This window comes from Rossellomorea sedimentorum (genome assembly GCF_046237645.1).
GTDB classification, from domain to species: Bacteria; Bacillota; Bacilli; order Bacillales; family Bacillaceae_B; genus Rossellomorea; species Rossellomorea sedimentorum.
On sequence record NZ_CP143546.1, the window covers coordinates 3,186,825 to 3,209,767 of the forward strand.

The following is a 22,943-nucleotide window of genomic DNA, read 5'->3' on the forward strand; positions in this document are numbered from 1 at the left end:
CAGTCCCTTATATAAGCTATTCATTCTGAAACGAAATTGATCCACCAGTCTTGTACGAGATCAGATAAAACCGGTGTATGTGTAATCATGAATTCAGCAAGCACTGAATCATTCAGTAACGTCTGAACCATGGCGATTGGCAGCAAGGCCGCAATATATAAAAGAATGAAGACAATAATATAAATTTCAATAAATCCCAGTATTCCTCCGCCAAACACATTGAGCTGCTTAAGGATCGGCAGGTGTGCAAGGAAATCGAGCATGGAACCGATGATTTGAAACAGTATCCGGGCAGCAAAAAATATGATGGCAAATGCAATGACCCGATAATAAGATTGATCCAGATTGGTTGCTTCAAACAGCATGTTCAGTGCAGATTCCTCATCAAGCACAGGGAATGGAATCCATAATGTTAACTTGGGTGCCAGCTGCTCATAATAAATATAGGCAATGATAAAAGAAATAATAAAACCTGTCATATGTACAAGCTGAAGGATAAACCCTCTCCTCAATCCGACAAAGAATCCGAAAATGAGGATAATCAATAGTGCTAAATCAAGCATAGTATTTTCAATCCTTTAATTTTTTTAATTCTTCTTCCAGACTTTCACAGTACTCTTTCAGCTTAAGGTTGTCATGAAGCGTATTCACGGCTGTGAGTACTGCAAGCTTGCTTTTATCCAGGGAAGGATTCACGGAGCTGATCTCTCTCATTTTCTCATCAACCAGGGAAGCCACAAGGCGGATATGACTTGTAGATTCAGTGCCTACAATAACATATTGCGTCCCATATATATCTACAGTGGTGCGGTTTTTTTGTTCTTGAGACAACACGAAAGCCCCCTATCATAAGAATCCTAAACATTATCATAACATGAAAATATTTAGAATGGGAAAGAATTTGTCATTTTCAGTCTATATTTGTTAACAATTCTAAAAGCAATCAAAGTTTGATATGATTTAAGTTCGAACATACATATGAACACTTTTTTCTAGAAGGGAATGGGCTATGTGGCAAACACCGTCTTACAATGCACCACTGCAAAAATTAACGAAATGAAAGCATATTATAAAAACTCTCTTCAGGACAAAATGCCTCCTGGTTCTGTCTTTACCGCCAAAGTACCTGGATGCACCATAACCGCTTACCGATCAGGAAAGGTCCTTTTTCAGGGAGGAAGCGGACAGGAAGAATCCCAAAAATGGGGAACTGCTCAAGCCAGCGCCCCTTCAAAAAACAGCAAATCCAAAACCAATCCAAGATTGCCGGCGAACATTGCGGAAATGTCACTCATCGGCTCAGACGAAGTTGGAACAGGAGACTTCTTCGGCCCCATTACCGTCGTTGCGGCATATGTGAGAAAAGAACAGATTCCCCTCCTAAAAGAGCTGGGTGTCAGAGATTCCAAAAACCTGAACGATGAGAAAATAACATCCATCGCAAAGGACCTGCTTTCCGTCATTCCCTACAGCCTGCTTGTTTGTCATAACGAAAAGTATAATAACCTGCAGGAAAAGGGAATGTCTCAGGGGAAAATCAAGGCGCTGCTCCATAACAGGGCAATCTTAAACCTCCTCCAAAAAATCGCTCCGGAGAAACCAGAAGCCGTCCTGATTGATCAGTTTGCCGAGGAAAATACCTACTATAAATATTTAGCAGGCCAAAAAGAGATTCACAGAGAAAACGTTCTCTTCAGCACAAAAGGTGAAAGCGTACATCTGTCTGTGGCGGCAGCTTCCATCCTGGCACGCTATGCCTTTGTAAAAGAAATGGATAAATTGAGTGAAGAGGCAGGATTTACCCTCCCTAAAGGAGCCGGCAAGCAGGTCGATGTTGCTGGAGCAAGGATTATCCGCACGTCAGGTGCCGCAGAATTAAAAAAAATTACAAAGTGGCATTTTGCTAACAGCGATAAAGCGCAGAAGCTGGCGCGGGGATGAATTGGGAGACATGTACGCCGATTTTACAGCTGAACTCTGTAAAACTCGATGACGCAAGAAGAAATAATCCTCAGTTGTTAATAGAAGCAGGAACCTTACTGATAGAATGACCAAACTTGTTAATAGAAGCTGCAAAGTTGTTAATAGAACTTAAAAAGTTATTAATAGAGCATGAAAACTTGTTGATAGAACTCTGGCTACAGAAGTAAACACCCTGGATTAGACACAAAAACCACCTCCGCAAACTAGCTGCGGGGGTGGTTTTTATTACACTAAGCTATACTATCCTCTCAACTCAGCTCCAGCTTTCGCCTTCACCGCTTCCAGGACTTTGTTATGCGCTTTGACGACTTCATCATCAGTCAATGTGCGCGCAGGGTCAAAATATTTCAGTGAATAGGCAAGTGACTTTTTGCCTGGCTCCATATGCTCGCCTTGGTACAGGTCAAAGATGGAAACCTCTTTCAGCAGCTTGCCGCCTGCTTCTTTTATGATGGTCTTCAACTCACCTGCATTGACTTCCTGATCAACCACAAGGGCTATATCTCTTGTGATGGATGGATATCTCGGAATAGGTGTATATTGCAGGGCCGGCAAATCATAATTGAATATTGGGGCTGCTTCGACCTCAAAAACGTAGGTCTCATTCAGGTCCATGTCTTTTTGAACATCAGGGTGTACCTGTCCGGCAAATCCGATTACTCTATCATCCAAAAGGATTTCTGCCGTTCGGCCCGGATGCATGCCATCGAGTTCAGCTTGACGGAAGCTGATGTGTTCGGATACACCGAGCTCCTCAAACAACCCTTCAAGTATTCCTTTCACCACGAAGAAATCAACCGGCTTCTTTTCTCCCTGCCACGGATGGCTGTTCCATAATCCAGTGACTGCACCCGCAATATGTTCATGTTCAGAAGGAAGCTCCTGATCTTCTTCTTTCAAGAAGACAGAACCGACTTCATAGAATGCAAGGGAATCATTTTGACGGGCACTGTTGTAAGACAATGCTTCAAGCAATTGCGGGATGATGCTTAGTCGAAGATTGCTTCGTTCTTCACTCATCGGCATGATCAGACGGATCGGCTCGCGTTTATGAAGCGCAAACTGTCCTGCCTTTGTATCATTCGTCAAGGAATAAGTGATGGCTTGCATCAAGCCGGAACCTTCAAGATTGCGACGCGTTGCACGGCGTTTGATCTGGAACGGCGTCAGGCTTCCAGCAGTTGCATCCCCTTCAGGAAGTGTCAGCGGTAAATTGTCGTATCCATACAGCCTTGCCACTTCTTCGAGAAGGTCTTCTTCGATAGTAATGTCGCCTCTTCTAGTAGGGACCGTTACTTGGAACTCATTATCCGAAACGGACACTTCAAATTGAAGGCGTCGGAAAATGGATTCGACATCCTCAGCACTGATATCGGTACCAAGGACTGAATTGATTTTATCCAAGGTAATTGTCACGACAGCAGGCTCCACTTTTAATGTGTCGACTGTGACGGAACCCTCCAGGACTTCACCGCCTGCAAATTGAGCCATCAAGGAAACCGCTCTTTCTGCCGCTTCCCTTACACGGTTTGGATCGACTCCTTTTTCATAACGCGAGCTCGCTTCGCTGCGAAGTCCATGATCCTTAGACGCTGTACGAATGACTCCGCCAGCAAAGTACGCTGATTCAAGTAAAACAGTCGTGGTATCCTGACCAACTTCAGAGTTGGCTCCCCCCATGACACCAGCCAAAGCAATAGGTTCTGTACCATTCGTGATGACTAGATGCTTCTCATCCAATTTTCTTTCTTCGTCATCCAGCGTGACAATCATTTCGCCCTGTTCCGCTCTTCTTACAAGGATCTCCTTGGAGCCCAAACGGTCATAATCAAACGCATGAAGAGGCTGGCCGTATTCCAAAAGGATGTAGTTGGTAATATCCACAACATTGTTGTGCGGTCTGATTCCCGATGCTATCAGACGGTTCTGCATCCACATTGGAGAAGGTCCAATTTTTATGTTTTTAATGACTTTGGCCACATAAAGCGGGTTATCTTCCGGGGCATCCACCATCACTGAAATGTAGTCGGAAGCTTTTTCAGAAGATTCTTCCACTTTGATTTCAGGTTTTTTAACATCACGGCCAAGGATTGCTGCCACTTCATAAGCGACCCCCAGCATGCTCATGGCATCTGCTCTGTTCGGTGTCAACCCTAGTTCAAGGATGCTATCATCCAAGTTCAACTCCGCTACCGCATCAGAACCGACTTCTGTATCATTGGCAAATACATAAATTCCTTCTGCATGTTCTTTTGGCACAAGCTTACCTTCGACACCAAGCTCCTGCAGGGAACAAATCATACCATGAGATGCCTGGCCGCGAAGTTTCGCTTTCTTGATTTTAAAATTCCCCGGCAGCACGGCTCCGACTTTTGCTACAGGCACTTTCTGTCCTGCCGCTACATTGGGAGCACCGCAAATGATTTGAACAGGTTCCTCTTCTCCAACATCAACCTGACATTTGTTCAGTTTATCTGCATCCGGATGAGGCTCGCATTCCAAAACATGCCCTACTACAACGTTTTTAATTTCTTTCCCGATTACTTCGACACCCTCGACTTCAATTCCGCTGCGGGTGATTTTTTCAGCCAGTTCTTCAGGATTGATGCCGGATAGATCCACATAATCCTGCAGCCATTTATATGAAACAAACATTTTTCTGCCTCCTTATTCTCTATTCTTGTGTTTGAAATTGGTTTAAGAAACGAATATCGTCTGTATAGAAGTGACGGATATCATCGATGCCGTATTTCAGCATGGCGATACGCTCAGGTCCCATGCCGAAAGCGAAACCAGTGTATTTTTTAGAATCGAACCCGGACATTTCGAGTACGTTGGGGTGGACCATTCCACCGCCAAGGATTTCGATCCAGCCGGTTCCTTTACATACGCTGCAGCCTTCACCGCCGCACATCTTGCACGTGATGTCCATTTCAACAGATGGCTCTGTAAATGGGAAGAAGCTTGGGCGCAGGCGGATTTCCCTGTCCTCGCCGAACATTTTCTTCGCAAACACCTGCAAAGTTCCTTTTAAATCACTCATACGGATGTTTTCCCCAATGACAAGTCCTTCGATTTGCATGAACTGATGAGAATGTGTCGCGTCATCATTGTCACGGCGATACACCTTTCCAGGGCAAATAACTTTGATCGGTCCCTTTCCTTGGTGCTTCTCCATAGTTCTGGCCTGTACCGGAGAAGTATGGGTTCTAAGTAAAGTTTCTTCTGTAATGTAGAAAGAGTCCTGCATATCTCTTGCCGGATGCCCTTTTGGCAGGTTCAATGCCTCAAAATTATAGAAATCCGTTTCCACTTCAGGTCCTTCGGCAATGCTGTATCCCATGCCGATGAACAAATCTTCAATTTCTTCTACGATTTTTGTTAGAGGATGCTTGCTTCCCTTTCTAACAGGTCTGCCAGGAAGGGTTACATCAATGGTTTCCGAAGCAAGTTTCTTGTTGACCGCTTCCTTTTCAAGCTTCTCATTCTTCTCTTCAAGTCGTTCTGTGACTGCCGCACGTACTTCGTTTGCGAGAGCCCCCATTTTCGGACGCTCCTCGGCAGAAAGCTTGCCCATCCCTTTTAATACTTCTGTGATAGGTCCTTTTTTCCCAAGATAAGCAACACGGATATCGTTGAGCTCTTTCAGCCCTTCTGCTGCTTCAATTTTCTCTAGAGCTTCTTCTTGCAACTGCTTTAATTTTGCTTCCATGCAAATTGGCCTCCTTAGAACATTTTGGTCATTTATTTTTAACAACAAAAAAACCTCCTCCCTATCAAGGGACGAGGTTATCGTCGCGGTACCACCCTTATTAAAACACAAGGAATAGCCTTGCGTTCTCTTCATTGGGATAACGGCTTTTCGCCGGGGCATCTTTCGGTTTCCAATGGAAACGGTCCCGATGCCAACTCAAGAGGTGAATGTTCACAATGCTGTCCATGAGGGTACTCTCAGTCCAGGTATCCTCTCCCTGTAATGGTTACAACATGCTACTTTTCTCTATCATTGTTTTTCACATATGTGCCATCTATTATAGAAAACATTTCGGCTGTTTTCAAACCTTTTTGTAAAATTACTGCGCCTTTTTTAAATGATACATTAAAATGCCGGCAGCTATGGCTACATTCAAGGACTCAGCCTTCCCGTAAATCGGGACATAAAGATTCTGGTCGGTGGAATCCAAAATCGATGGAGACACACCATTCCCTTCATTTCCGAGGATGAGGGCAAAAGATTCTGTACTGGTTACATTATGGTATGCAGAACTGTTCTCCAGTGCTGTACCGTAAACCGGAATTCCTTCAGTTTTTAAGCGGCCGACCCAGCTTGAGAGATTTCCTTTAACGATCGGCAGGTGAAAATGACTCCCCTGGGCAGAACGCAGCACCTTTGGATTGTATAGATCCGCTGTTCCCTCTCCAAGGATGATCATATCCATTCCTGCAGCATCCGCTGTCCTGATGATGGTCCCAAGGTTCCCTGGATCTTGGACTTCATCCAGCATCAGAAAGGTCTTTCCTTTTAATTCATCAATTTCTTCTTCACGTTGATGACAGACAGCAAAAACCCCCTGGCTTGTTTCAGTGGCTGAAACCGCTTTGGCTGCATCATCAGACAGGACGATGACAGAGACCCCAGCCATATTCCAGAGTGAAGGCAAATCGACTCCTTCTTTTACAAGAACCTCAATCACCACACCATCATATTTCAGCGCTTCTTCTACAAGGTGAAACCCTTCGACCATATATGTACCTGAGCGTTCACGCTCTTTTTTTGTATGCAGCTTTTTCCATTGCTTCACTTGCGGATTTTTTGCAGATTGAACGTATTTCACAGTCAGTATCTCCTTGTGAACAATTTTAGCAGCAGCTTCTTCCTTCTAAGCCGCTTTCGAATTTACATTATACCTCACATTTCATACATAATAAACGTCAAGAGAGGAGAAGATATCCAAGAAACCATTACTATAAGGAAAAGGAGCGTTTAAAATGGGCTTAAACTTACGTAATGCGATTATCCATAATGTATCCGGAAATAACCAAGATCAGTTAAAAGACACAATTGTAGATGCTATTCAGGGCGGAGAAGAAAAAACATTGCCTGGTCTGGGTGTTCTGTTAGAAGTGTTCTGGAACACTGCGGATCCACAAGAGCAAAAGATGCTGCTTGAAACAATCGAAGAAGGTTTGAATAAGTAATAAAAGCGGATGCTTGGGGCATCCGCTTTTATTTTTGTCTAATAGAAATTGGTATCAAATATAAGATGCTCGCCCTGTTGGGGAAAACTTTGATAGAGAGCAGCGGACTTTTGTATGAAGAATTGTGGAAATGAACTAGTCACCTACATATTCACGGTCTTTTGGTATCCAAGTTTGCAAATTTCGGCTAATTACCTACATATCTTCTTCTTTTTTGTATGTAAGATCAGCAAACTTGTCTAATCACCTACATAAATAGTTATCACACCTCTCTCAGCAAGACGCCTTTCAGGATGTCCCCTGCCAATAGCAGGATGATACAATTCCTTCCTATAGATTGTAAACATCAAAAAAAGAGACCCCCGCATGGAGTCTCTTTCAAAACTTATCAATCAAATGTAATTTTAGCGACTGTATCTTTATCAAGACGCTTAATGACTTCAGTAATCAATTTAACAGCATTTTCGTAGTCATCACGGTGAAGCATCGCTGCATGAGAGTGAATGTAGCGAGTCGCAATGGTAATGGACAATGCAGGGACACCGTTAGCCGTCAAGTGGATCGCACCTGAGTCTGTTCCACCGCCTGCAATGGCATCGAATTGGTAAGGGATGTTGTTTTCGTCAGCAATGTCTGTGACGAAATCACGCAACCCTTTATGCGAAACCATTGATGCATCATAAAGAATGATCTGAGGGCCTTCACCCATTTTACTTTGAGCTTCTTTTTCAGAAATGCCAGGAGTGTCTCCCGCAATACCTACATCGACACCGAATGCGATATCAGGCTTGATTTTGGCAGCAGAAGTCCTTGCTCCGCGAAGGCCGACTTCTTCCTGCACTGTTCCAACGCCATATACTACGTTTGGATGGTTTTCACCTTTCAATCCTTTTAGAACATCGATGGCAATCGCACAGCCAATGCGGTTATCCCAGGCTTTGGCCAATAGCATCTTTTCATTATTCATGACCGTGAATTCAAAGTAAGGAACAACCATGTCTCCTGGCTTTACACCCCACTCTTGGGCTTCTTCACGGCTTGAAGCTCCGATATCAATGAACATGTCTTTGATATCAACCGGTTTTTTGCGTGCTTCCGGAGGCAGGATGTGAGGCGGTTTGGAACCAATCACACCTGTGATGTCACCTTTTTTCGTTACAATTGTCACACGCTGAGCCAGCATGACCTGCGACCACCAGCCGCCGACTGTTTGGAAGCGAAGAAACCCTTTGTCATCGATCTGAGTAATCATGAAGCCTACTTCATCAAGATGTCCTGCCACCATGATTTTCGGACCGTTTTCATCTCCGACTTTTTTGGCAATCAAGCTTCCTAAGTTATCCGTTGTAATTTCGTCAGCGAAAGGTTCTATGTATTTCTTCATTACATCTCTTGCTTCGCGTTCATTCCCTGGCACACCTTTAGCATCTGTAAGATCTTTCAGCATGCTTAGTGTTTCGTCTAATTTCGCCATTATTTCGACCCCCTAATATTTTTATGTACCACTAACAATAGTATCAAATTATCTGAATATATTCAAAAATATATACTTTAAAGACGGCCGGTATTACTAGGTTTCCTCATTTCCCCCATAATATCCCTCAGTACCCTTCCTGCTGCCTCTTGTAATTCACTTCATTTTTCTGCCTATAAGCCCGCACCACATCTTCCTGTGTAAAACCAAGAAGCTCACCTAAGTAGAAATATTGATGCACAAGCTGGTCATACTCTGTAACCGACTTCTTCGACAACAACCCATTGATAGAATTATATATTTCTATGAATTGTTTGGTGACATCTTTTTCAATATAATTGGCCTCTCTAAGCTCAAAGTGCCGGATGCCTAAGTAGATTCCAAGTGATAAAATAAAATGCACGCCATCCACAAATTCCTCGAGTATAGTATCTTTTTCAGACGACGGCTTTGTACTCCAGAACTTGAAACATCTCGTCTCATTTGCAAGTTCTCCGACTTCCACCAGAAGTGCCAGTATCTTCTCATGAAAGAGATCTCTCTCCTCCAACCCATGTTCTTTTTCAATGAAGGAATCGAGTTCTCTTTGCATTTCAAATAATTCATTTATATTCATGGTCACAGCTTCCTTTCCCATTTATCCTCATAAAACTGTATATCGCACCGAATACTATACCATACTGAATGTGGTTTTTAAAAAAGCTATTTTCTTATAGATTGTTGCTATCGGAAAATTCAAAGTGCTGGATTTTCCCCTCAGGTACAATGGCTTATCTAACTGAACAGGGTGAATGGCTCATTTCTTTCTTGTTTACCAAGATAATTCCTGTGAAATAGGGTTATTTCTCTTGAATTTTATAGAGAATAGCAACAAAGTTTTAGAAAGAGCCTAAAAAAGTTTCATTTTTTTATGAAATAATGAAACTTTTTTCCGACTCAATCGTAGAGAGAGTTAATGTCATACGCTGTCTGACTGTCTGGAGGGTTAATTGTGCTGATTCTTATTAGAATGGTAATTTTTGTTCTCATCATTTACTTATTATACCGTGCTTTTAAATACATTGTGAATCCCAAGCGCAAGCTGGAACTTGCAATGGAACAGAAGAAGTTTTATTTTTTAGATGACCAGGAAAACGTTCGAAAAAACTTTCTGGTCACTTATAAAGGGGTGCTGTTTCAAGGGGAGAAATATCTCGGAACCACCGACCGGGCATTTGATGTGGTCTCCATTTTTGTATGGGTGGAAAACTCAAATTCATTAAAAGGAATCAGTTATGAAGATTTGAAATATGTGGAAACTGAAATATTGGAAAGATACCCTAACGCCTCGATTGATTGGAAGAGCCCGTTAAAAGAATTTATAGACAAAAAAAAGAAGCCGGAAATGGAATAACCATTTTCGGCTTTTTATGATGGCTGGTGAAAAAATTCACGCCACTTGATGATTCTCACCTTTTCCCTCAACGTATAAAACAGAATACACAGTCCTAATAAAATCAACAGAATGATACTTGGGGTAAATTCGGAAATGAACTCCCCAAACACCGTGTAAAAAAAGGCAAGCGGCAAGTTGGCCAGGAACGAACTTTTCAAGTATTCTCCCAACGCCGGCTTTCTCTCCATCAAACAAACATTGAGCAGCTGATAATGAACGAACGGGATCAGTCTTAACACAGCTATTTGTCCTACCGTCAGGACAGCTCCATGTCCAAACCACTTTTGTTTTAAGTCTAAAAGTTTTTGATTCAGATTCGGGAGCATTTTTAAGATAAAAAAGGACCCGGCAGATAACAGTGTCAATCCAATAAGGGAGTAAATCGTCCCGAAGACACTTCCAAATAAGATTCCCCCGACTATGCATACGAATACAACCGGAATAAAAATAAACTGCCTGAGAATATGAAATAAAATGAATGCGAGGGGAGCCAGCCATCCGCTTGATTCAATGAAGGCAAATACAAAGGCATACCTCTCGTCCATGCTCCCACCTCATTTCTACAGCTTACTACAGCATATACAAGGGTACGAGCAGTTAGAACAAAGCTTCAAGCTATTCTTAGCTCTGGATCATCAGGAAAGCCAGTCCGGCATAGGCGACCAGTTCCACTGCCGCTAATCCCGGGAGACCGTACTTAAAAATGGCATGCTTGGTTTTGTGACGGTATGTTTTCATTCCTGCATAGCAGCCGACTGCCCCTCCGAGAAAAGCAACCTTCCAAATGGAACTTTCTTTGATTCTGTATTTTTGCTGTCGGGCCCTGACCTTGTCATTTCCCATCATGATAAATCCCAACAGGTTAAGAATAATAAAGTAAGCAAGAAGGAGTGCCAGTGGTGTGCTCATTGATTTTACGCCTCGTTTCATTAATTGATAGTTTACTAATAGTATAAGTGAAATTTGGTCCATACCCGTTGGAAGAGTCCGTTTTATTTCAAAACGGTACTCAACTATTTATCATACTTCAAAAAAAACATACAAAAAAGCCATTCTCCAACGAGAATGGCTTTCTCAACAAATTACTTGTTGTTTTGAGCTTTTGCAGCTTCTGCTAATTGAGCAAATGCTTTTTCGTCGTTTACAGCAAGATCAGCAAGCATCTTACGGTTTACTTCGATACCTGCAAGTTTAAGACCATGCATCATGCGGCTGTAAGAAAGACCGTTCATACGAGCAGCTGCATTGATACGAGTGATCCAAAGCTTACGGAAGTCGCGCTTTTTCTGGCGACGATCACGGTAAGCATACATGTAAGATTTCATAACCTGCTGGTTAGCTACTTTGTATAATGTATGTTTTGATCCGAAAAATCCTTTTGCTAATTTAAGAACTCTTTTGCGACGTCTGCGAGTTACTGTACCGCCTTTTACACGTGGCATATTATTTCCCTCCTAGTGTGGTAAATCCGATATTATAGGTTGTCAAGCATGTGACGAATGCGTTTGAAATCACCTGCAGAAACAACTGCGCCTTTGCGTAGCTTACGCTTTTGCTTCTGAGATTTGTTAGCGAATAAGTGGCTTGTGTAAGCATGAGAACGTTTTAACTTTCCAGAACCTGTCTTTTTAAAACGCTTAGCTGAGCCGCGGTGAGTTTTCATTTTTGGCATTTGAAATTCCTCCTCGATCCATTACTTTTCATTAGTTGGTGCTAATACCAAGAACATACTGCGTCCTTCCATCTTTGGCTTCGATTCTACTGTAGAAATGTCTTTGCATGCTTCAGAGAAACGATCCAATACGCGTTGGCCGATTTCTTTATGAGTAATGGCACGGCCTTTAAAACGGATAGAAGCTTTTACTTTATCTCCTTTTTCAAGGAACTTGCGAGCATTACGAAGTTTCGTGTTAAAGTCATGTTCTTCAATAGTAGGGCTCAGGCGAACCTCTTTCAAATTGATGACTTTCTGGTTTTTACGAGCTTCTTTCTCTTTCTTTTGCTGCTCGAACTTATACTTACCATGGTCCATGATACGAGCAACCGGTGGTTTTGCATTCGGAGCAACCAAAACAAGATCAAGATTCACACGTCCAGCGATTTCTAATGCTTCATTTTTGGATTTAATTCCAAGCTGCTCTCCATTTTGATCAATCAAACGGACTTCACGAGCGCGTATGCCTTCGTTAACGAACATGTCTTTGCTAATAGTCAGCCACCTCCAAGGTTTATTAAGAATACGGCGTTTGGGCAAGATCAGCATAGAGCAAATACCTGCAGGGCATGAATGTTTATTGTTTTAAGCCATAAAAAAATGCCGGTGCAAAGCACACCCGCATTAATAAGACGTTAAACGTCATTAAGTACATTTCGTAAAACCTGCCAACTGCCTAGTGCGTCAATCAGGTGAGAAGCGGGTAGCTCCTTCTTTACCGCAAACTGTATTCAATTACCTTAGTACTATATCATAATCAGTAATACACTGTCAAATGATCGCTTTCTTTTGCAACAAGAATTATCTTATCAAAGAATCCATCGAACTGCAATAGTTTTTTTCAAAAATGTTTCAAAAGATAATGAACGTGAAATAGAATAATACAGTTTATTATAACAGAGGAGGACGAACCCCATGAAAAAAACATTTACAGTGTTGTCCGCAATATCAATGTCCGTTTTTCTTGGCGCCTGTACAGGTGATGAAGAAGCGGCAGGTAACCAGGAGACAGTGACAGACATGCAGGAAGAAACAACTGACAATGAAGAGTTCACAGATGACCGCGCTGAAGGCATCAAATTTAATTACTTTGAAATCAATGTGGAATACCCTGATATGATCGAAACAGCGTATCAGGTTGAATATGAGAAAGAAGATGACGGACTTGAAGCCAGCCTCGACGACAATATCAATGGCGAAGAGCATGACGGTGCTCAGGCGTTTGAAATCCTTTATCCTATCTTCACGGAACAACTTACCTTTGACGAAACCACTGATCAAGAGGAAATTGTTTCACAACTTGTAGAAGGGTTCAACCTGAGGGAAGACTTTGAGTTTATGGAAGTCGACATTGATATGAGTAACGGAGAAACGATAGAATTTGAAGCAGAAAATAATTAATATGTGCGGCAGCCAATCATAGGGTTGGCTGCTATATTTTTTAATCAAAAAAGCCGGCTCCCATTAGAGGACCGGCTTTTTGTATTATCTATTCACTTCATCCGTTACTTTTTGAATGAAATCGGAAAGTGAGACTGTTTCAGATTTTTGCTCACCATATTTTCTCACATTAACGGCTTCTTCTTGAATTTCATTATCACCGACAACGAGCATATATGGTATCTTACTCATCTGGGCTTCACGGATTTTGTATCCGATCTTTTCATCGCGGCTGTCGAGCTCTACACGGAGGCCCTTCGCCTGGAGGTCTTCTTGCACCTTTTTCGCATAATCAAAATGCACATCAGGAGAAACAGGGATGACCTGAACCTGTACAGGAGCGAGCCAAGTCGGGAATGCGCCTTTGTATTCTTCAATCAGGAATGCGACAAAGCGCTCCATTGTTGACACTACTCCACGGTGGATAACGACCGGGCGATGGTGTTTTCCGTCTTCCCCGATATACGTCAGGTCGAAGCGCTCAGGAAGCAGGAAGTCCAGCTGAACAGTTGAAAGTGTTTCTTCTTTTCCTAGTGCCGTTTTTACCTGGACATCCAGTTTAGGGCCGTAGAATGCCGCTTCACCTTCTGCCTCGAAGTAGTCGATTTCCATTTCATCCATTGCTTCTTTCAGCATTTTTTGGGCTCTTTCCCACATTTCATCATCATCAAAATACTTTTCTGTATCCTGAGGATCACGGTACGAAAGCCTGAAGGAATAATCGTTAAGATCGAAGTCCTTATACACTTCAAGAACCAAACGGACAACACGTTTGAATTCTTCTTTGATTTGGTCAGGACGCACAAATAGATGGGCATCGTTCAGTGTCATCCCTCTGACACGCTGCAACCCTGAAAGCGCACCAGACATTTCATAACGGTGCATCGTGCCCAGTTCCGCAATACGGATCGGCAGTTCACGGTAGCTGTGAATGCTGTTCTTGTAAATCATCATATGGTGCGGGCAGTTCATTGGACGAAGCACCAACTGCTCATTGTCCATGTCCATTACAGGGAACATGTTCTCTTGATAATGATCCCAGTGTCCGCTTGTTTTGTAGAGATCCACACTTCCCATCACCGGAGTATAGACGTGGTCATAACCAAGCTTTTCTTCTTTATCGACAATATAGCGCTCGATGATGCGGCGGATGGTCGCACCTTTTGGCAGCCACATCGGCAGTCCTTGTCCAACTTTTTGTGAGTTCATGAACAGATTAAGTTCTTTACCGATTTTGCGGTGATCACGTTCTTTTGCTTCCTCAAGAAGACGTAAATGCTCTTTTAGATCTTCTTTCTTAAAGAATGCTGTACCGTAGATACGCTGCAGCATTTTATTATCGCTGTTTCCGCGCCAGTAAGCCCCGGCCACACTCAGTAGTTTGAACTCTTTAATTTTACCTGTCGATGGAACGTGGATTCCCCGGCATAGGTCATAAAAGTCACCTTGCTCATAGATGGAAACCTGCTCGCCTTCAGGAATCGCTTCCAGAAGTTCAAGTTTATATTCATCTCCAATTTCTTCGTACATTTTCTGCGCCTCATCACGGCTGACATCTTTTCGGATGACCTCAATGTTTGATTCAGAGATTTTTTTCATCTCTTTTTCAATTTTTGGCAGATCCTCGGATGTGATGCTATGTTCTGAATCGATATCGTAATAGAATCCGCCTTCAATTACCGGACCGATCCCTAACTTAGCATCAGGATAAAGTCTCTTAATCGCTTGTGCCATCAAGTGGGCAGTACTATGGCGAAGGACTTCTAAGGCATCCTCATGGTCAGGTGTCACAATTTCAATGGCACCATCCTCTTTGATAGGTGTTCTTAAGTCTACAAGATTTCCATTGATTTTCCCTGCCAGCGCTTTTTTCTTCAGGCCCGGGCTGATGGAAGAAGCAATCTCTTCAGTTGTTGTTCCCTGAGGAAATTCCTTTACGTTTCCATCAGGAAAAGTGATTTTCAATGCTTCTGACATAGTATTTTCCTCCTTAATATGATTAATTGCATGAACTTAGCGGCTGGAACATTGCGGCTGTTTTAAAAGTAAGCAGTTAGGTCCTGGAGCTGGACGTCCCGGTATCCCTCAGGAAGTGTCACACCTTCTGCCCAACCACCTCTGCGGCATAAGATTGTAAATAAGAAATTGTTAAGATTACATTTCTTCAGAAACAACTGCCTAAAAAAATAAAAAACCCCATCCCTTCAAAAAATGAAGGGACGAGGTTTTATTGATATGGTCTCGTGGTTCCACCCAACTTCTCATTTGTTTATAAATAAAAAACACAAATGACTCCGGATCATATAACGGCTGCTGCCGTCAACCAATACTGACGAACGATAAGCGGCGAATTTCTGCGTCGATTTCGCTCACTCGGCTCCTCACGTATATCAAAATACGCTCCGGGCCTCTCTCCCTCTTCTCCTTGAACTTCTTGCTTCTCGTTCGTCAGGGAAGGGGCGGTCGCGGCGAATTTCTGCGTCGATTTCGCTCGTTCGGCTCCTCACGTATATCCAGATACGCTCCGGGCCTCTCTCCCTCATCTCCTTGAACTTCTTGCTTCTCGTTCGTCAGGGAAGGGGCGGTCGCGGCGAATTTCTGCGTCGATTTCGCTCGTTCGTGTTCATAGTTGAAGTTCAGAGGTGGTAAGTATTTCAATCGCGGTAGGAAGTTCCAGCCAATGCTTCCCTCTCTGTAAACCGTTTTTGAATACTGTTGTCCTCATCAAAACCTTAATATATGAAGTTAATATGTAGGTTATTATAGTCGGTTAGATGAGGAAAATCAAGCGGATCACTGTAAAAATTGCTATTCATTTGCGGCGTCACGGATGTCTGTTTGAACAGTCCCCGGAAATGCTGATAAAGGCAGAATCCTGACACGTTCCTCGAATATGTTTTGAATTGTACGGATCAGCTTCAACTCTGGTTCAGCACAATATACATTAATCATCTTCGGTGCCATAGAAAGCAAAGGGGCAATCGTATAAGAATCAACGTAGACAGGGTGATTGGTCAACAACCGCTTATCCACAATGCTGAACAATTCGTTTCGTTTCATTTCTCTCAATTCTGCGTTAAAGAACAATAAGTCGCAGCTTGAAAAATATAAATGAATGGTTTGCTGCTGATCGTTTTTGCTAGCCAGATAGTCCCTCAGCATTTGGACAAACATCTGGTAATCCTGTTCCAGCTTATATTCGTCTATAGCCTTCTCTACATACAAAATCATTCTTTCATAAAGAGCTTTCAGCCGGAATTTCACAAAAGAATCAAAATGAACAGGTTCCTCACTTTCAAGTAAAGGTTCCAGGTTATCCATCAAGAAGGCTGTTTCATCCCACTCGTTCAGCAAGCAGGTTAATTCATCCCTTTCCCCCGTAAGCATTTCACCCGTAATCATCAGTATCTGCTCCTGCTCATGCGGATCTTTAAAAAGAAAGTATTCTGATAAAATATAAGCGGCCCACTCTAGACGCTTTATATTCATAATGAACCTGAACAGTCCATCTAAGATGACTTGTTTATTTTCCTGCTTGTTTATTGAAACAATATAATGATTTTGATTTTGAAAAAGAGTTTCGTGAAGCATAGTGTCGCACGATTCTTTTTCTAAGAACTTTTGGAGATTTTTTGCGTCTCCATTTTGTTTGAAAATCAATTCAAACAAATTCGCTCCCCCCTTTAAAGCCAAATCCCTGCTTTATATATATGGGGAGCTGGGACAAATTAGAAGTGACTAGTCCGATTTTCATTTAAAAAGCGTATAAGCCTTGTTGTATCTATTGGAAGAACAGTGATTAACGCTGCAGCCATGGGACTCCACGGGGCGTTAGGTTAGTCTTCGTTTCCATGTTATTAAAAATTCCCTTTGAGATAGTGAATCCAGGTTAATGAAAAGTTGAGAAACAACCTTTCGCTAAACAGTTTGTATAAACTTTGAATTTGAACTGGCTACGTAAATACACGGGCCGTTGCGAGAGTCTTTTTGAGGAGATGTTGGGCCGTAAATGAAGTTATTGGGCCATTGAGAGGGTGATTCTGAGCTGATGTTGGCCCGTAAACAACATAAACGGGCCATTGAGAGGGTCATTCTGAGCTGATGTTGGCCCGTAAACAACATAATCGGGCCAGTGAGAGGGTGTTTTTGTGTCAAGTCCCTATTAGTGTGTAAATATGTTTAACGACCAAAGATAATTATCATTGTTTGCTTATTATTTGAATATTCAGTCTGGTGGAGGGGCGGGGAGCCCCTCCACCAGACTGAATATTTTTTTGACTTTTTTCTGGATCTTTTATTGCATTTTCAAATTACGCAAATAAGGTTTTTGTTTCTTCCACTCTTCTTCAATATCCATGAGTACTGATCCAATGATTCGTATGGCAGATTGATCGTTGGGAAAGATGGAGATTACTTTTTCCCTTCTGCGGATTTCTCTGTTTTGTCGTTCAAGCATATTGGTGGTTCTTAAGTGAACATGATGTCTCATTTCGTGAGCATGATATTGAATGGAGTCCTCAAATCCCTCATCTAATACTTGAAGAGCTTTTTGGAACTTCTTCGTTTCTTGATACTTAACCATAAATTCTTCTTTTAATTTTCTTGCTTGGGAAAGCTGAGAGGTTCTGAAGATATCCTTAAGCTCCTGCCTAATCTCCTCCGTGTTTTTCTTGGGTAGGGCGTCCGAGATGTTTCTTATAAAATGGAAAGTACATCTTTGCCAGGAAGTTCCTAAGAAAGATTGCTTAATAGCACTGACTAATCCAGCATGGGCATCAGAAATGACCATCTTAGGAGACTGAAGGCCTCTAGATTTCAAATGAGTAAAAAAGGTTGTCCAGCTTTCCAAAGATTCTCCATGAGTAACTTGGAGACCGATTATTTCCCTGTGGCCTTCTTCATTAACAGCACACGCAACATGAACTCCTTTTGAAACAACCTTATCGTTCTCCCGAACTTTTATGTACATAGCATCCACATATAAGTACGGAAAGTACATTGTGTTTAGAGGACGGTTTCTCCATTCATTTACAATGGGATCTAAAGATTTTGTTAACTCAGAGACAAAAGACTTTGAAACTCCTTTCCCACATAGTTGTTCAACAATCTTAGTCACTTTTCGGGTTGACACCCCGTTGACAACCATCTCCATCATGGACAGAATAAGAGCCTGTTCGCAGCGTTGATACTTCATAAATACAGTGGTAGAAAATTCCCCATCTCTTGTGCGGGGAACTTTCAATTTTAATGTTCCAGAAGGAGATATTAACTCACGTTCATAGTAACCATTCCGGTAGCCTTTTCTATCTTCAGAGCGCTCATGCGGAAGAGCATTTATATATTCATCTCTTTCTTTTTCCATTAAGCCATTCAGTATCAATGATAAAGAAGCTTTAACAGGTGATTCTAAGGGACTGCTTTCAATCTTAGCTTTAAGATCTTCTAAGTTTATAGTAATATTTAATTGGGTCATCTTTTCATACCTCCATGTTTGGTTTGTTTTTTTGGTCGAAAACATTTTAACATGGGTCATGAAAGATGACCTTTTTTATTTACACAATTATATGGACTTTATCTGTTTTTGAAGAGATGTTGGCCCGCAAATGAAGTTATTGGGCCATTGAGAGGGTGATTCTGAGCTGATGTTGGCCCGTAAATGGAGTTATTGGGCCATTGAAAGGGTGATTCTGAGCTGATGTTGGACCGTACACAACATAATCGGGCCAGTGAGAGGGGCTTTTCGAGCTAATGTCGGCCCGCAAATGGAGTTATCAGGACATGTAGAGTGGAATCTCTGATAAGATCCCGGTTTATAATGCAGGGGAACGCACGAAACCTGTTATCTCCAAGGAGCTTGGAACTGCTGAAAAAGCGAAAAGATCAAAAGAAGAAGCAGGGACCTCCTGCTTCTACTCTCTCCTATTGATCCCATCCAGAAGGACCGGTCTTGTCAGGTACTTGATTCTTTCCATGATCCTGGCCGCTTTCATCTTTTCCTCTTCTCCACGTTGAGAATAGGTGAGGTGATGCTTAAGCCCTTCATAATCAAAGTTCGAGGTGAAGAAGGTTGGCAGATTCTCGAGCATTCTGTACTGCAAAATCGTACCGAGGATTTCATCCCTCACCCAGCTGGACATGGTTTCTGCCCCGATGTCGTCAAGCATCAACACAGGTGCCTTTTTTACAGCATCCAGTTTTTCATCCATTGAATGATCATTGAGAGACTGTTTCATTTCACGGACGAACTCGGGCATATACACAAGGAGGGAAGCAACCTTCTTCTCTGCCAGCTGGTTTGCTATGGCTCCCAGAAGATAAGATTTCCCGACCCCGAATTTACCGTGCAGATACAGCCCTTTCTGGGTTCTTCCGGCTTCATAATTCTCGACAAACTCATTGGCGAGATCAACCGCTTCCAGCCTCCCTGGCGAGTCAAGATCAATGGTGGAAAATGACGCCTGGAGGATATCCTTCGGCACATAGAGGCTCTTAATGAGCTTCTCTGACTTTCTTTTCTCATCCTCCATCTCTTTCCTTGGACAGACATGATACTCGATATCAATCATATTCCCTCGTATGACTAAATGAGGATCAAATCCTTTCATCATGTTCTTACATTGAGCGAGGCTTGGACAATCTACACATTGTTTGCTCTGTGTAATGTATTCATAAAGTTTCATCATACTGTTATCCACCATCGTTTTGGTGACAGTCCCTTGATTCTTTTCAATGAAATGTTTCACATAATCGTCCTGCATGATCTCCTGTCTCATCTTCTCATATCTTTCTTTAAAAGACTGGGAGCGAGCAAGCTTTTTCAGAGTGTTATTGATCGGTTCTATCTTCTCCACCTACTTTCGGTATTTCTTCAATTTTTCTTCGAGTTTTCGTTTCTGTTCTTCAAAGTCAGAACTGCTTTGAGCAGGATCACTTTCTTTTTTGGATGCCGTTTTTTCATCAAACCAATCAGGCAGCTTTTCCGTACGAACTGGCTTTTTGTTGTAACTCTTCTTCGTATTTTCTTTTTTGCCTTCCGCCCAATCAAGATACTGACGATGTTCTTTTTTTGCCAGGTCCATAGCTTCCTGAGCAGTAGAAACCTTTTTCCGGACCCAGTGGGAAGCAATTTTCTCCAAGTATCCTTTGGTCAGCTTCATGTCGGTCTTCAACAAGACATATTGCAGAAGGACATTGGTGACGCCAGTGGAAAGTTTTTTAGAAATCATGACTTCTTCAATAGCCTTTAAATCGCTTTTGGCCGGTTCTATGCCGCCAGAGATGTCTTTAAGCACCTCTTTGGGAGATGTGGTTTCCAAATACTCAATCAGCTTTTCTTCTTTGGATTCCGGTTGTTTTCTGGGAGATGGTGCGTTCTGTGTAATTTTAGGCTGAAGGTCGGGGAGAGAATCACCTGCATGCCGCAACTGATACCAATCCCTAGCCGCTTTTCGCAATTCCTCAATATTTATATCATCATCTTCCGTCAATGCACTCAAGATTACATTTTTCATTTGCAGCGGATCAATACTGTATAAACAGCTTAGTTTGGCTACTGTCTCTTTCACTCGAGGTGTAAATGCACGCCTTGGCACCATGTTCTGTGAAAGGCCCGCAAGCAGCAGGTCAAAATCAAAATCAATGGTATCCACAGGCACTCCAGCAGAATTACCGGGATCTGTGAATTTTTCATGTGCCCCTAACGCACTTGCCTTCTCTGCCTCTTCATCAAGCAGATTGATGGTCTGGCTTGATGTATAAACATCCTGAAACGATCGGGTGACCTCTTGATAGTGAGAAAAGTCCGTTTTATCATCACAGAAAAATTTCTTCAAACGGTTAAAGTGCGTTTTACCTATTTTACGGAAGAGATAGACATTCAGCATTCCATCTGTAAAAAATTGTTGCGGAGATAACGGAGGCTGAACTTCATAGATGAATTCCCGCGGATCTCCTTCCTGTTTCACATAGGTCTTCAACAGTCCAATCCCTTCCAACTTGAGTCTGGCTTCATAGATTTCCGGCAGGTTGGAAGAAAGAAAGTTCATCAGGTGGTAGTGTGAAGACTGCTCCGAATTCAACCTGTACTCCTCCACCTCGTTCAAAAGTGTCATATACAGACTGTAGCATACCGGCCCTATCAATGGCTGGTATAAGAAGGTGACTGCTTTCTGTTCATAACCCTGGATGATCCCATTTAAACAGACAGTATACCTGTCGACAGGCTGAATTTTATTCCAATGATTCATCATTCTAATCTCCCTTACCTTTCCGTAAACGCTGACTTCCAGTGATGCTTTGAACCAAAGAGAAAAAGAGCCAAGTAGTCCCTCAGCTCAAACACAATTAGTCTTTTTTTATCAGATCTTTTAATTCATCAATAAACACATTGATATCTTTAAACTGACGGTACACGGAAGCAAAACGAACATAAGCCACTTCGTCTACTTTCGCCAGCCTGTCCATCACTAGTTCACCGATTTTTTCCGATTGAATCTCTGATGAACCTTCGTTCCTTAATTCTTTCTCTATATCTCCTGTAATGCTGTCCAGTGTATCAAGGGAAACAGGGCGCTTTTCACACGCTTTGATAAGGCCCCGCAGCATTTTTTCGCGGCTGAACTCTTCACGTGTCCCTTCTTTTTTTACGACAATGAGAGGATACTCTTCCACTTTTTCAAAGGTCGTGAATCTGTATGAACACTTCTCGCATTCCCGCCTTCTTCTAATCGAGCGGCCTTCATCAACCGGACGTGAATCCACAACTCTGGTTCCATTATATTTGCATGATGGACATTTCATAATATCAGCTCCGATAATCTTTATAACAGTCGGACTTTCGTTTTTATTATATATAAATCATATAAAACTCAGCCTATATTCACAAGATGGAATTTATGCCCTTTTCAGCCTGGTGTCCAATACTTGGTAATAAGAAGTGATTTTTTGCTTCATTTTTGAATAAGTGCCTGGCACCTTCTTCTCAGCACTGATTTTAAAATCAACGGCAGATTCGAACGGGGCAACATTAATAGCCGTCACCACGATAAAATAACCTGGAAATCCGCTCTGCTCCACAGTGATTTCTCCGCGTTCCCTTGACTCTGCGACCACTCTATATTCATGGGATGAAAATAAGTCCAGTACGGCTTGAAAAACCTTATCCTGTGCAGATTTATAATAACGGGTTTTGAGTTCTTTTTCAGGAGTGGAATCAGATGTTTCTATATCAGATTTAAATATGGTCATTATGGATGAAAATACTCCCAAGCTTCTTCCCTCGCGATCTTTTATTTGAGTCTCACCCCTTCATCGACAGAGACCCTTTGATATGTTCCGAAAATACATTCCTTCTCTTATTGTACCGAATTTCACCTCTTAAAAAAAGCATTCCCTTTTAAAACAGCGACAGTACCACCTCTCGTCTGCTTTCCTTTAAACCTATGAAGTTGCAAAACTCATTTTTGGGGTTAAGGGGAACAAGGAGCTGGGTTATGGACCAGGTTCGGCAGATGACTTGGATATTGCTGGTTTTTCCTAAATAAAAGGCTTTGTTAGTTAATGGCATTGTGATTCAGGCTTCCTATGCGGAATATTGTTTAAGGTTGTTTTAATTCTATTTCTTTTATTTTGAACAGGTGCTTTGAACTTAATCAGCCCTTAGTTATAAAAGCAACTTTCAGTGATTGGAGCGGAAGGTG

Annotated in this window: 23 protein-coding genes and 1 other annotated feature; of the genes, 4 read left to right on the forward strand and 19 right to left on the reverse strand. The window is 42.2% G+C overall.

Translation table 11 applies throughout. From position 1 onward, the window contains the following. Nucleotides 1–20: 20 nt before the first annotated feature. Both V1502_RS15735 and zapA read right to left on the reverse strand, forming a co-directional pair. Complete coding sequence (locus V1502_RS15735) at nt 21–563, reverse strand: CvpA family protein (RefSeq protein ID WP_409251574.1); 543 nt, start codon at nt 561–563, stop codon at nt 21–23. 7 nt (nt 564–570) lie between these two features. Next, nucleotides 571–831 carry a cell division protein ZapA gene (gene zapA, locus V1502_RS15740; protein ID WP_409251575.1) on the reverse strand — a complete coding sequence of 87 codons (261 nt, stop codon included), beginning with the start codon at nt 829–831 and terminating at the stop codon, nt 571–573. 180 nt (nt 832–1,011) lie between these two features. Between zapA and rnhC the strand changes: the two genes are divergently transcribed. Continuing rightward, on the forward strand, nt 1,012–1,941 hold the full coding sequence (gene rnhC / locus V1502_RS15745) for a ribonuclease HIII (protein WP_409251576.1): 930 nt from the start codon (nt 1,012–1,014) through the stop codon (nt 1,939–1,941). Nucleotides 1,942–2,223: 282 nt separating this feature from the next. Here the strand turns inward: rnhC and pheT are convergent, their stop codons facing one another. The 3 genes from pheT to V1502_RS15760 form a co-directional block, all read right to left on the reverse strand. Further along, nucleotides 2,224–4,638, reverse strand: coding sequence for a phenylalanine--tRNA ligase subunit beta (gene pheT / locus V1502_RS15750; protein ID WP_409251577.1), 2,415 nt, complete (start codon nt 4,636–4,638; stop codon nt 2,224–2,226). Between the two features lie 19 nt (nt 4,639–4,657). After that, the gene (gene pheS, locus V1502_RS15755; protein ID WP_409251578.1) at nt 4,658–5,695 is read right to left on the reverse strand and encodes a phenylalanine--tRNA ligase subunit alpha; all 1,038 of its coding nucleotides are present in this window, start codon (nt 5,693–5,695) and stop codon (nt 4,658–4,660) included. Nucleotides 5,696–6,056: 361 nt separating this feature from the next. Then, on the reverse strand, nt 6,057–6,842 hold the full coding sequence (locus V1502_RS15760) for a TrmH family RNA methyltransferase (RefSeq protein ID WP_409254370.1): 786 nt from the start codon (nt 6,840–6,842) through the stop codon (nt 6,057–6,059). 130 nt (nt 6,843–6,972) lie between these two features. Between V1502_RS15760 and sspI the strand changes: the two genes are divergently transcribed. Beyond that, entirely contained in the window at nt 6,973–7,182 is a 210-nt protein-coding gene (sspI, locus tag V1502_RS15765) for a small acid-soluble spore protein SspI (protein WP_409251579.1), read from the forward strand. 388 nt (nt 7,183–7,570) lie between these two features. On the opposite strand, the gene V1502_RS15770 is transcribed toward sspI, so the two are convergent. Together V1502_RS15770 and V1502_RS15775 are read right to left on the reverse strand one after the other, a co-directional pair. After that, nucleotides 7,571–8,656, reverse strand: coding sequence for a M42 family metallopeptidase (locus tag V1502_RS15770; protein ID WP_409251580.1), 1,086 nt, complete (start codon nt 8,654–8,656; stop codon nt 7,571–7,573). A 127-nt stretch (nt 8,657–8,783) separates the two neighbouring features. Further along, entirely contained in the window at nt 8,784–9,272 is a 489-nt protein-coding gene (locus tag V1502_RS15775; RefSeq protein ID WP_409251581.1) for a dUTP diphosphatase, read from the reverse strand. 375 nt (nt 9,273–9,647) lie between these two features. Here V1502_RS15775 and V1502_RS15780 point away from each other — a divergent pair, with 375 nt between their 5' ends. After that, nucleotides 9,648–10,049, forward strand: a complete 402-nt coding sequence (locus V1502_RS15780) for a sigma-w pathway protein ysdB (RefSeq protein ID WP_409251582.1) — start codon at nt 9,648–9,650, stop codon at nt 10,047–10,049. 14 nt (nt 10,050–10,063) lie between these two features. On the opposite strand, the gene V1502_RS15785 is transcribed toward V1502_RS15780, so the two are convergent. The 5 genes from V1502_RS15785 to infC all read right to left on the reverse strand — a co-directional run bounded on the left by V1502_RS15785 (nt 10,064) and on the right by infC (nt 12,354). Further along, nucleotides 10,064–10,636, reverse strand: a complete 573-nt coding sequence (locus V1502_RS15785; protein WP_409251583.1) for a TVP38/TMEM64 family protein — start codon at nt 10,634–10,636, stop codon at nt 10,064–10,066. 76 nt (nt 10,637–10,712) lie between these two features. Continuing rightward, nucleotides 10,713–11,000: a DUF1294 domain-containing protein gene (locus V1502_RS15790; RefSeq protein ID WP_409251584.1), complete on the reverse strand. Its 288-nt coding sequence runs from the start codon at nt 10,998–11,000 to the stop codon at nt 10,713–10,715. Between the two features lie 173 nt (nt 11,001–11,173). Next, nucleotides 11,174–11,533, reverse strand: coding sequence for a 50S ribosomal protein L20 (gene rplT / locus V1502_RS15795; protein ID WP_409251585.1), 360 nt, complete (start codon nt 11,531–11,533; stop codon nt 11,174–11,176). A 32-nt stretch (nt 11,534–11,565) separates the two neighbouring features. After that, entirely contained in the window at nt 11,566–11,763 is a 198-nt protein-coding gene (rpmI, locus tag V1502_RS15800; protein WP_409251586.1) for a 50S ribosomal protein L35, read from the reverse strand. A gap of 21 nt (nt 11,764–11,784) precedes the next feature. Beyond that, a complete protein-coding gene (gene infC, locus V1502_RS15805) occupies nt 11,785–12,354 on the reverse strand; it encodes a translation initiation factor IF-3 (protein WP_409251587.1) in 570 nt (189 codons plus the stop codon). Between the two features lie 39 nt (nt 12,355–12,393). Beyond that, nucleotides 12,394–12,527: a sequence feature (ribosomal protein L20 leader region), on the reverse strand. 193 nt (nt 12,528–12,720) lie between these two features. Between infC and V1502_RS15810 the strand changes: the two genes are divergently transcribed. Continuing rightward, a complete protein-coding gene (locus V1502_RS15810) occupies nt 12,721–13,206 on the forward strand; it encodes a YusW family protein (protein ID WP_409251588.1) in 486 nt (161 codons plus the stop codon). Nucleotides 13,207–13,290: 84 nt separating this feature from the next. Here V1502_RS15810 and thrS read toward each other — a convergent pair whose 3' ends face one another. The 7 genes from thrS to V1502_RS15845 form a co-directional block, all read right to left on the reverse strand. Beyond that, nucleotides 13,291–15,222: a threonine--tRNA ligase gene (thrS, locus tag V1502_RS15815; RefSeq protein WP_409251589.1), complete on the reverse strand. Its 1,932-nt coding sequence runs from the start codon at nt 15,220–15,222 to the stop codon at nt 13,291–13,293. A gap of 831 nt (nt 15,223–16,053) precedes the next feature. Next, nucleotides 16,054–16,914 carry a sporulation protein YtxC gene (gene ytxC, locus V1502_RS15820; protein ID WP_409251590.1) on the reverse strand — a complete coding sequence of 287 codons (861 nt, stop codon included), beginning with the start codon at nt 16,912–16,914 and terminating at the stop codon, nt 16,054–16,056. Between the two features lie 625 nt (nt 16,915–17,539). Beyond that, nucleotides 17,540–18,718, reverse strand: a complete 1,179-nt coding sequence (locus V1502_RS15825) for an IS256 family transposase (RefSeq protein ID WP_409250759.1) — start codon at nt 18,716–18,718, stop codon at nt 17,540–17,542. A 436-nt stretch (nt 18,719–19,154) separates the two neighbouring features. Then, nucleotides 19,155–20,087, reverse strand: a complete 933-nt coding sequence (gene dnaI / locus V1502_RS15830; RefSeq protein ID WP_409254371.1) for a primosomal protein DnaI — start codon at nt 20,085–20,087, stop codon at nt 19,155–19,157. Nucleotides 20,088–20,096: 9 nt separating this feature from the next. Beyond that, nucleotides 20,097–21,494, reverse strand: a complete 1,398-nt coding sequence (locus V1502_RS15835) for a replication initiation and membrane attachment family protein (protein WP_409251591.1) — start codon at nt 21,492–21,494, stop codon at nt 20,097–20,099. Between the two features lie 94 nt (nt 21,495–21,588). Beyond that, nucleotides 21,589–22,044 (reverse strand): transcriptional regulator NrdR, encoded by a 456-nt coding sequence (gene nrdR, locus V1502_RS15840; protein ID WP_409251592.1) that lies wholly within the window; start codon nt 22,042–22,044, stop codon nt 21,589–21,591. 93 nt (nt 22,045–22,137) lie between these two features. Beyond that, complete coding sequence (locus V1502_RS15845) at nt 22,138–22,491, reverse strand: cytosolic protein (RefSeq protein ID WP_409251593.1); 354 nt, start codon at nt 22,489–22,491, stop codon at nt 22,138–22,140. Nucleotides 22,492–22,943 lie beyond the last annotated feature (452 nt).

Bases quoted from the DNA above. Each gene is read 5' to 3' on its own strand.
- V1502_RS15845 (WP_409251593.1), bottom strand. From the start codon at position 22,491: ATGACCATATTTAAATCTGATATAGAAACATCTGATTCCACTCCTGAA.
- V1502_RS15775 (WP_409251581.1), bottom strand. From the start codon at position 9,272: ATGAATATAAATGAATTATTTGAAATGCAAAGAGAACTCGATTCCTTC.
- pheS (WP_409251578.1), bottom strand. From the start codon at position 5,695: ATGGAAGCAAAATTAAAGCAGTTGCAAGAAGAAGCTCTAGAGAAAATT.
- V1502_RS15770 (WP_409251580.1), bottom strand. From the start codon at position 8,656: ATGGCGAAATTAGACGAAACACTAAGCATGCTGAAAGATCTTACAGAT.
- V1502_RS15735 (WP_409251574.1), bottom strand. From the start codon at position 563: ATGCTTGATTTAGCACTATTGATTATCCTCATTTTCGGATTCTTTGTC.
- V1502_RS15810 (WP_409251588.1), top strand. From the start codon at position 12,721: ATGAAAAAAACATTTACAGTGTTGTCCGCAATATCAATGTCCGTTTTT.
- infC (WP_409251587.1), bottom strand. From the start codon at position 12,354: ATGCTGATCTTGCCCAAACGCCGTATTCTTAATAAACCTTGGAGGTGG.
- sspI (WP_409251579.1), top strand. From the start codon at position 6,973: ATGGGCTTAAACTTACGTAATGCGATTATCCATAATGTATCCGGAAAT.
- pheT (WP_409251577.1), bottom strand. From the start codon at position 4,638: ATGTTTGTTTCATATAAATGGCTGCAGGATTATGTGGATCTATCCGGC.
- nrdR (WP_409251592.1), bottom strand. From the start codon at position 22,044: ATGAAATGTCCATCATGCAAATATAATGGAACCAGAGTTGTGGATTCA.
- thrS (WP_409251589.1), bottom strand. From the start codon at position 15,222: ATGTCAGAAGCATTGAAAATCACTTTTCCTGATGGAAACGTAAAGGAA.
- V1502_RS15785 (WP_409251583.1), bottom strand. From the start codon at position 10,636: ATGGACGAGAGGTATGCCTTTGTATTTGCCTTCATTGAATCAAGCGGA.
- V1502_RS15790 (WP_409251584.1), bottom strand. From the start codon at position 11,000: ATGAGCACACCACTGGCACTCCTTCTTGCTTACTTTATTATTCTTAAC.
- rpmI (WP_409251586.1), bottom strand. From the start codon at position 11,763: ATGCCAAAAATGAAAACTCACCGCGGCTCAGCTAAGCGTTTTAAAAAG.
- rplT (WP_409251585.1), bottom strand. From the start codon at position 11,533: ATGCCACGTGTAAAAGGCGGTACAGTAACTCGCAGACGTCGCAAAAGA.
- V1502_RS15825 (WP_409250759.1), bottom strand. From the start codon at position 18,718: ATGACCCAATTAAATATTACTATAAACTTAGAAGATCTTAAAGCTAAG.
- V1502_RS15835 (WP_409251591.1), bottom strand. From the start codon at position 21,494: ATGATGAATCATTGGAATAAAATTCAGCCTGTCGACAGGTATACTGTC.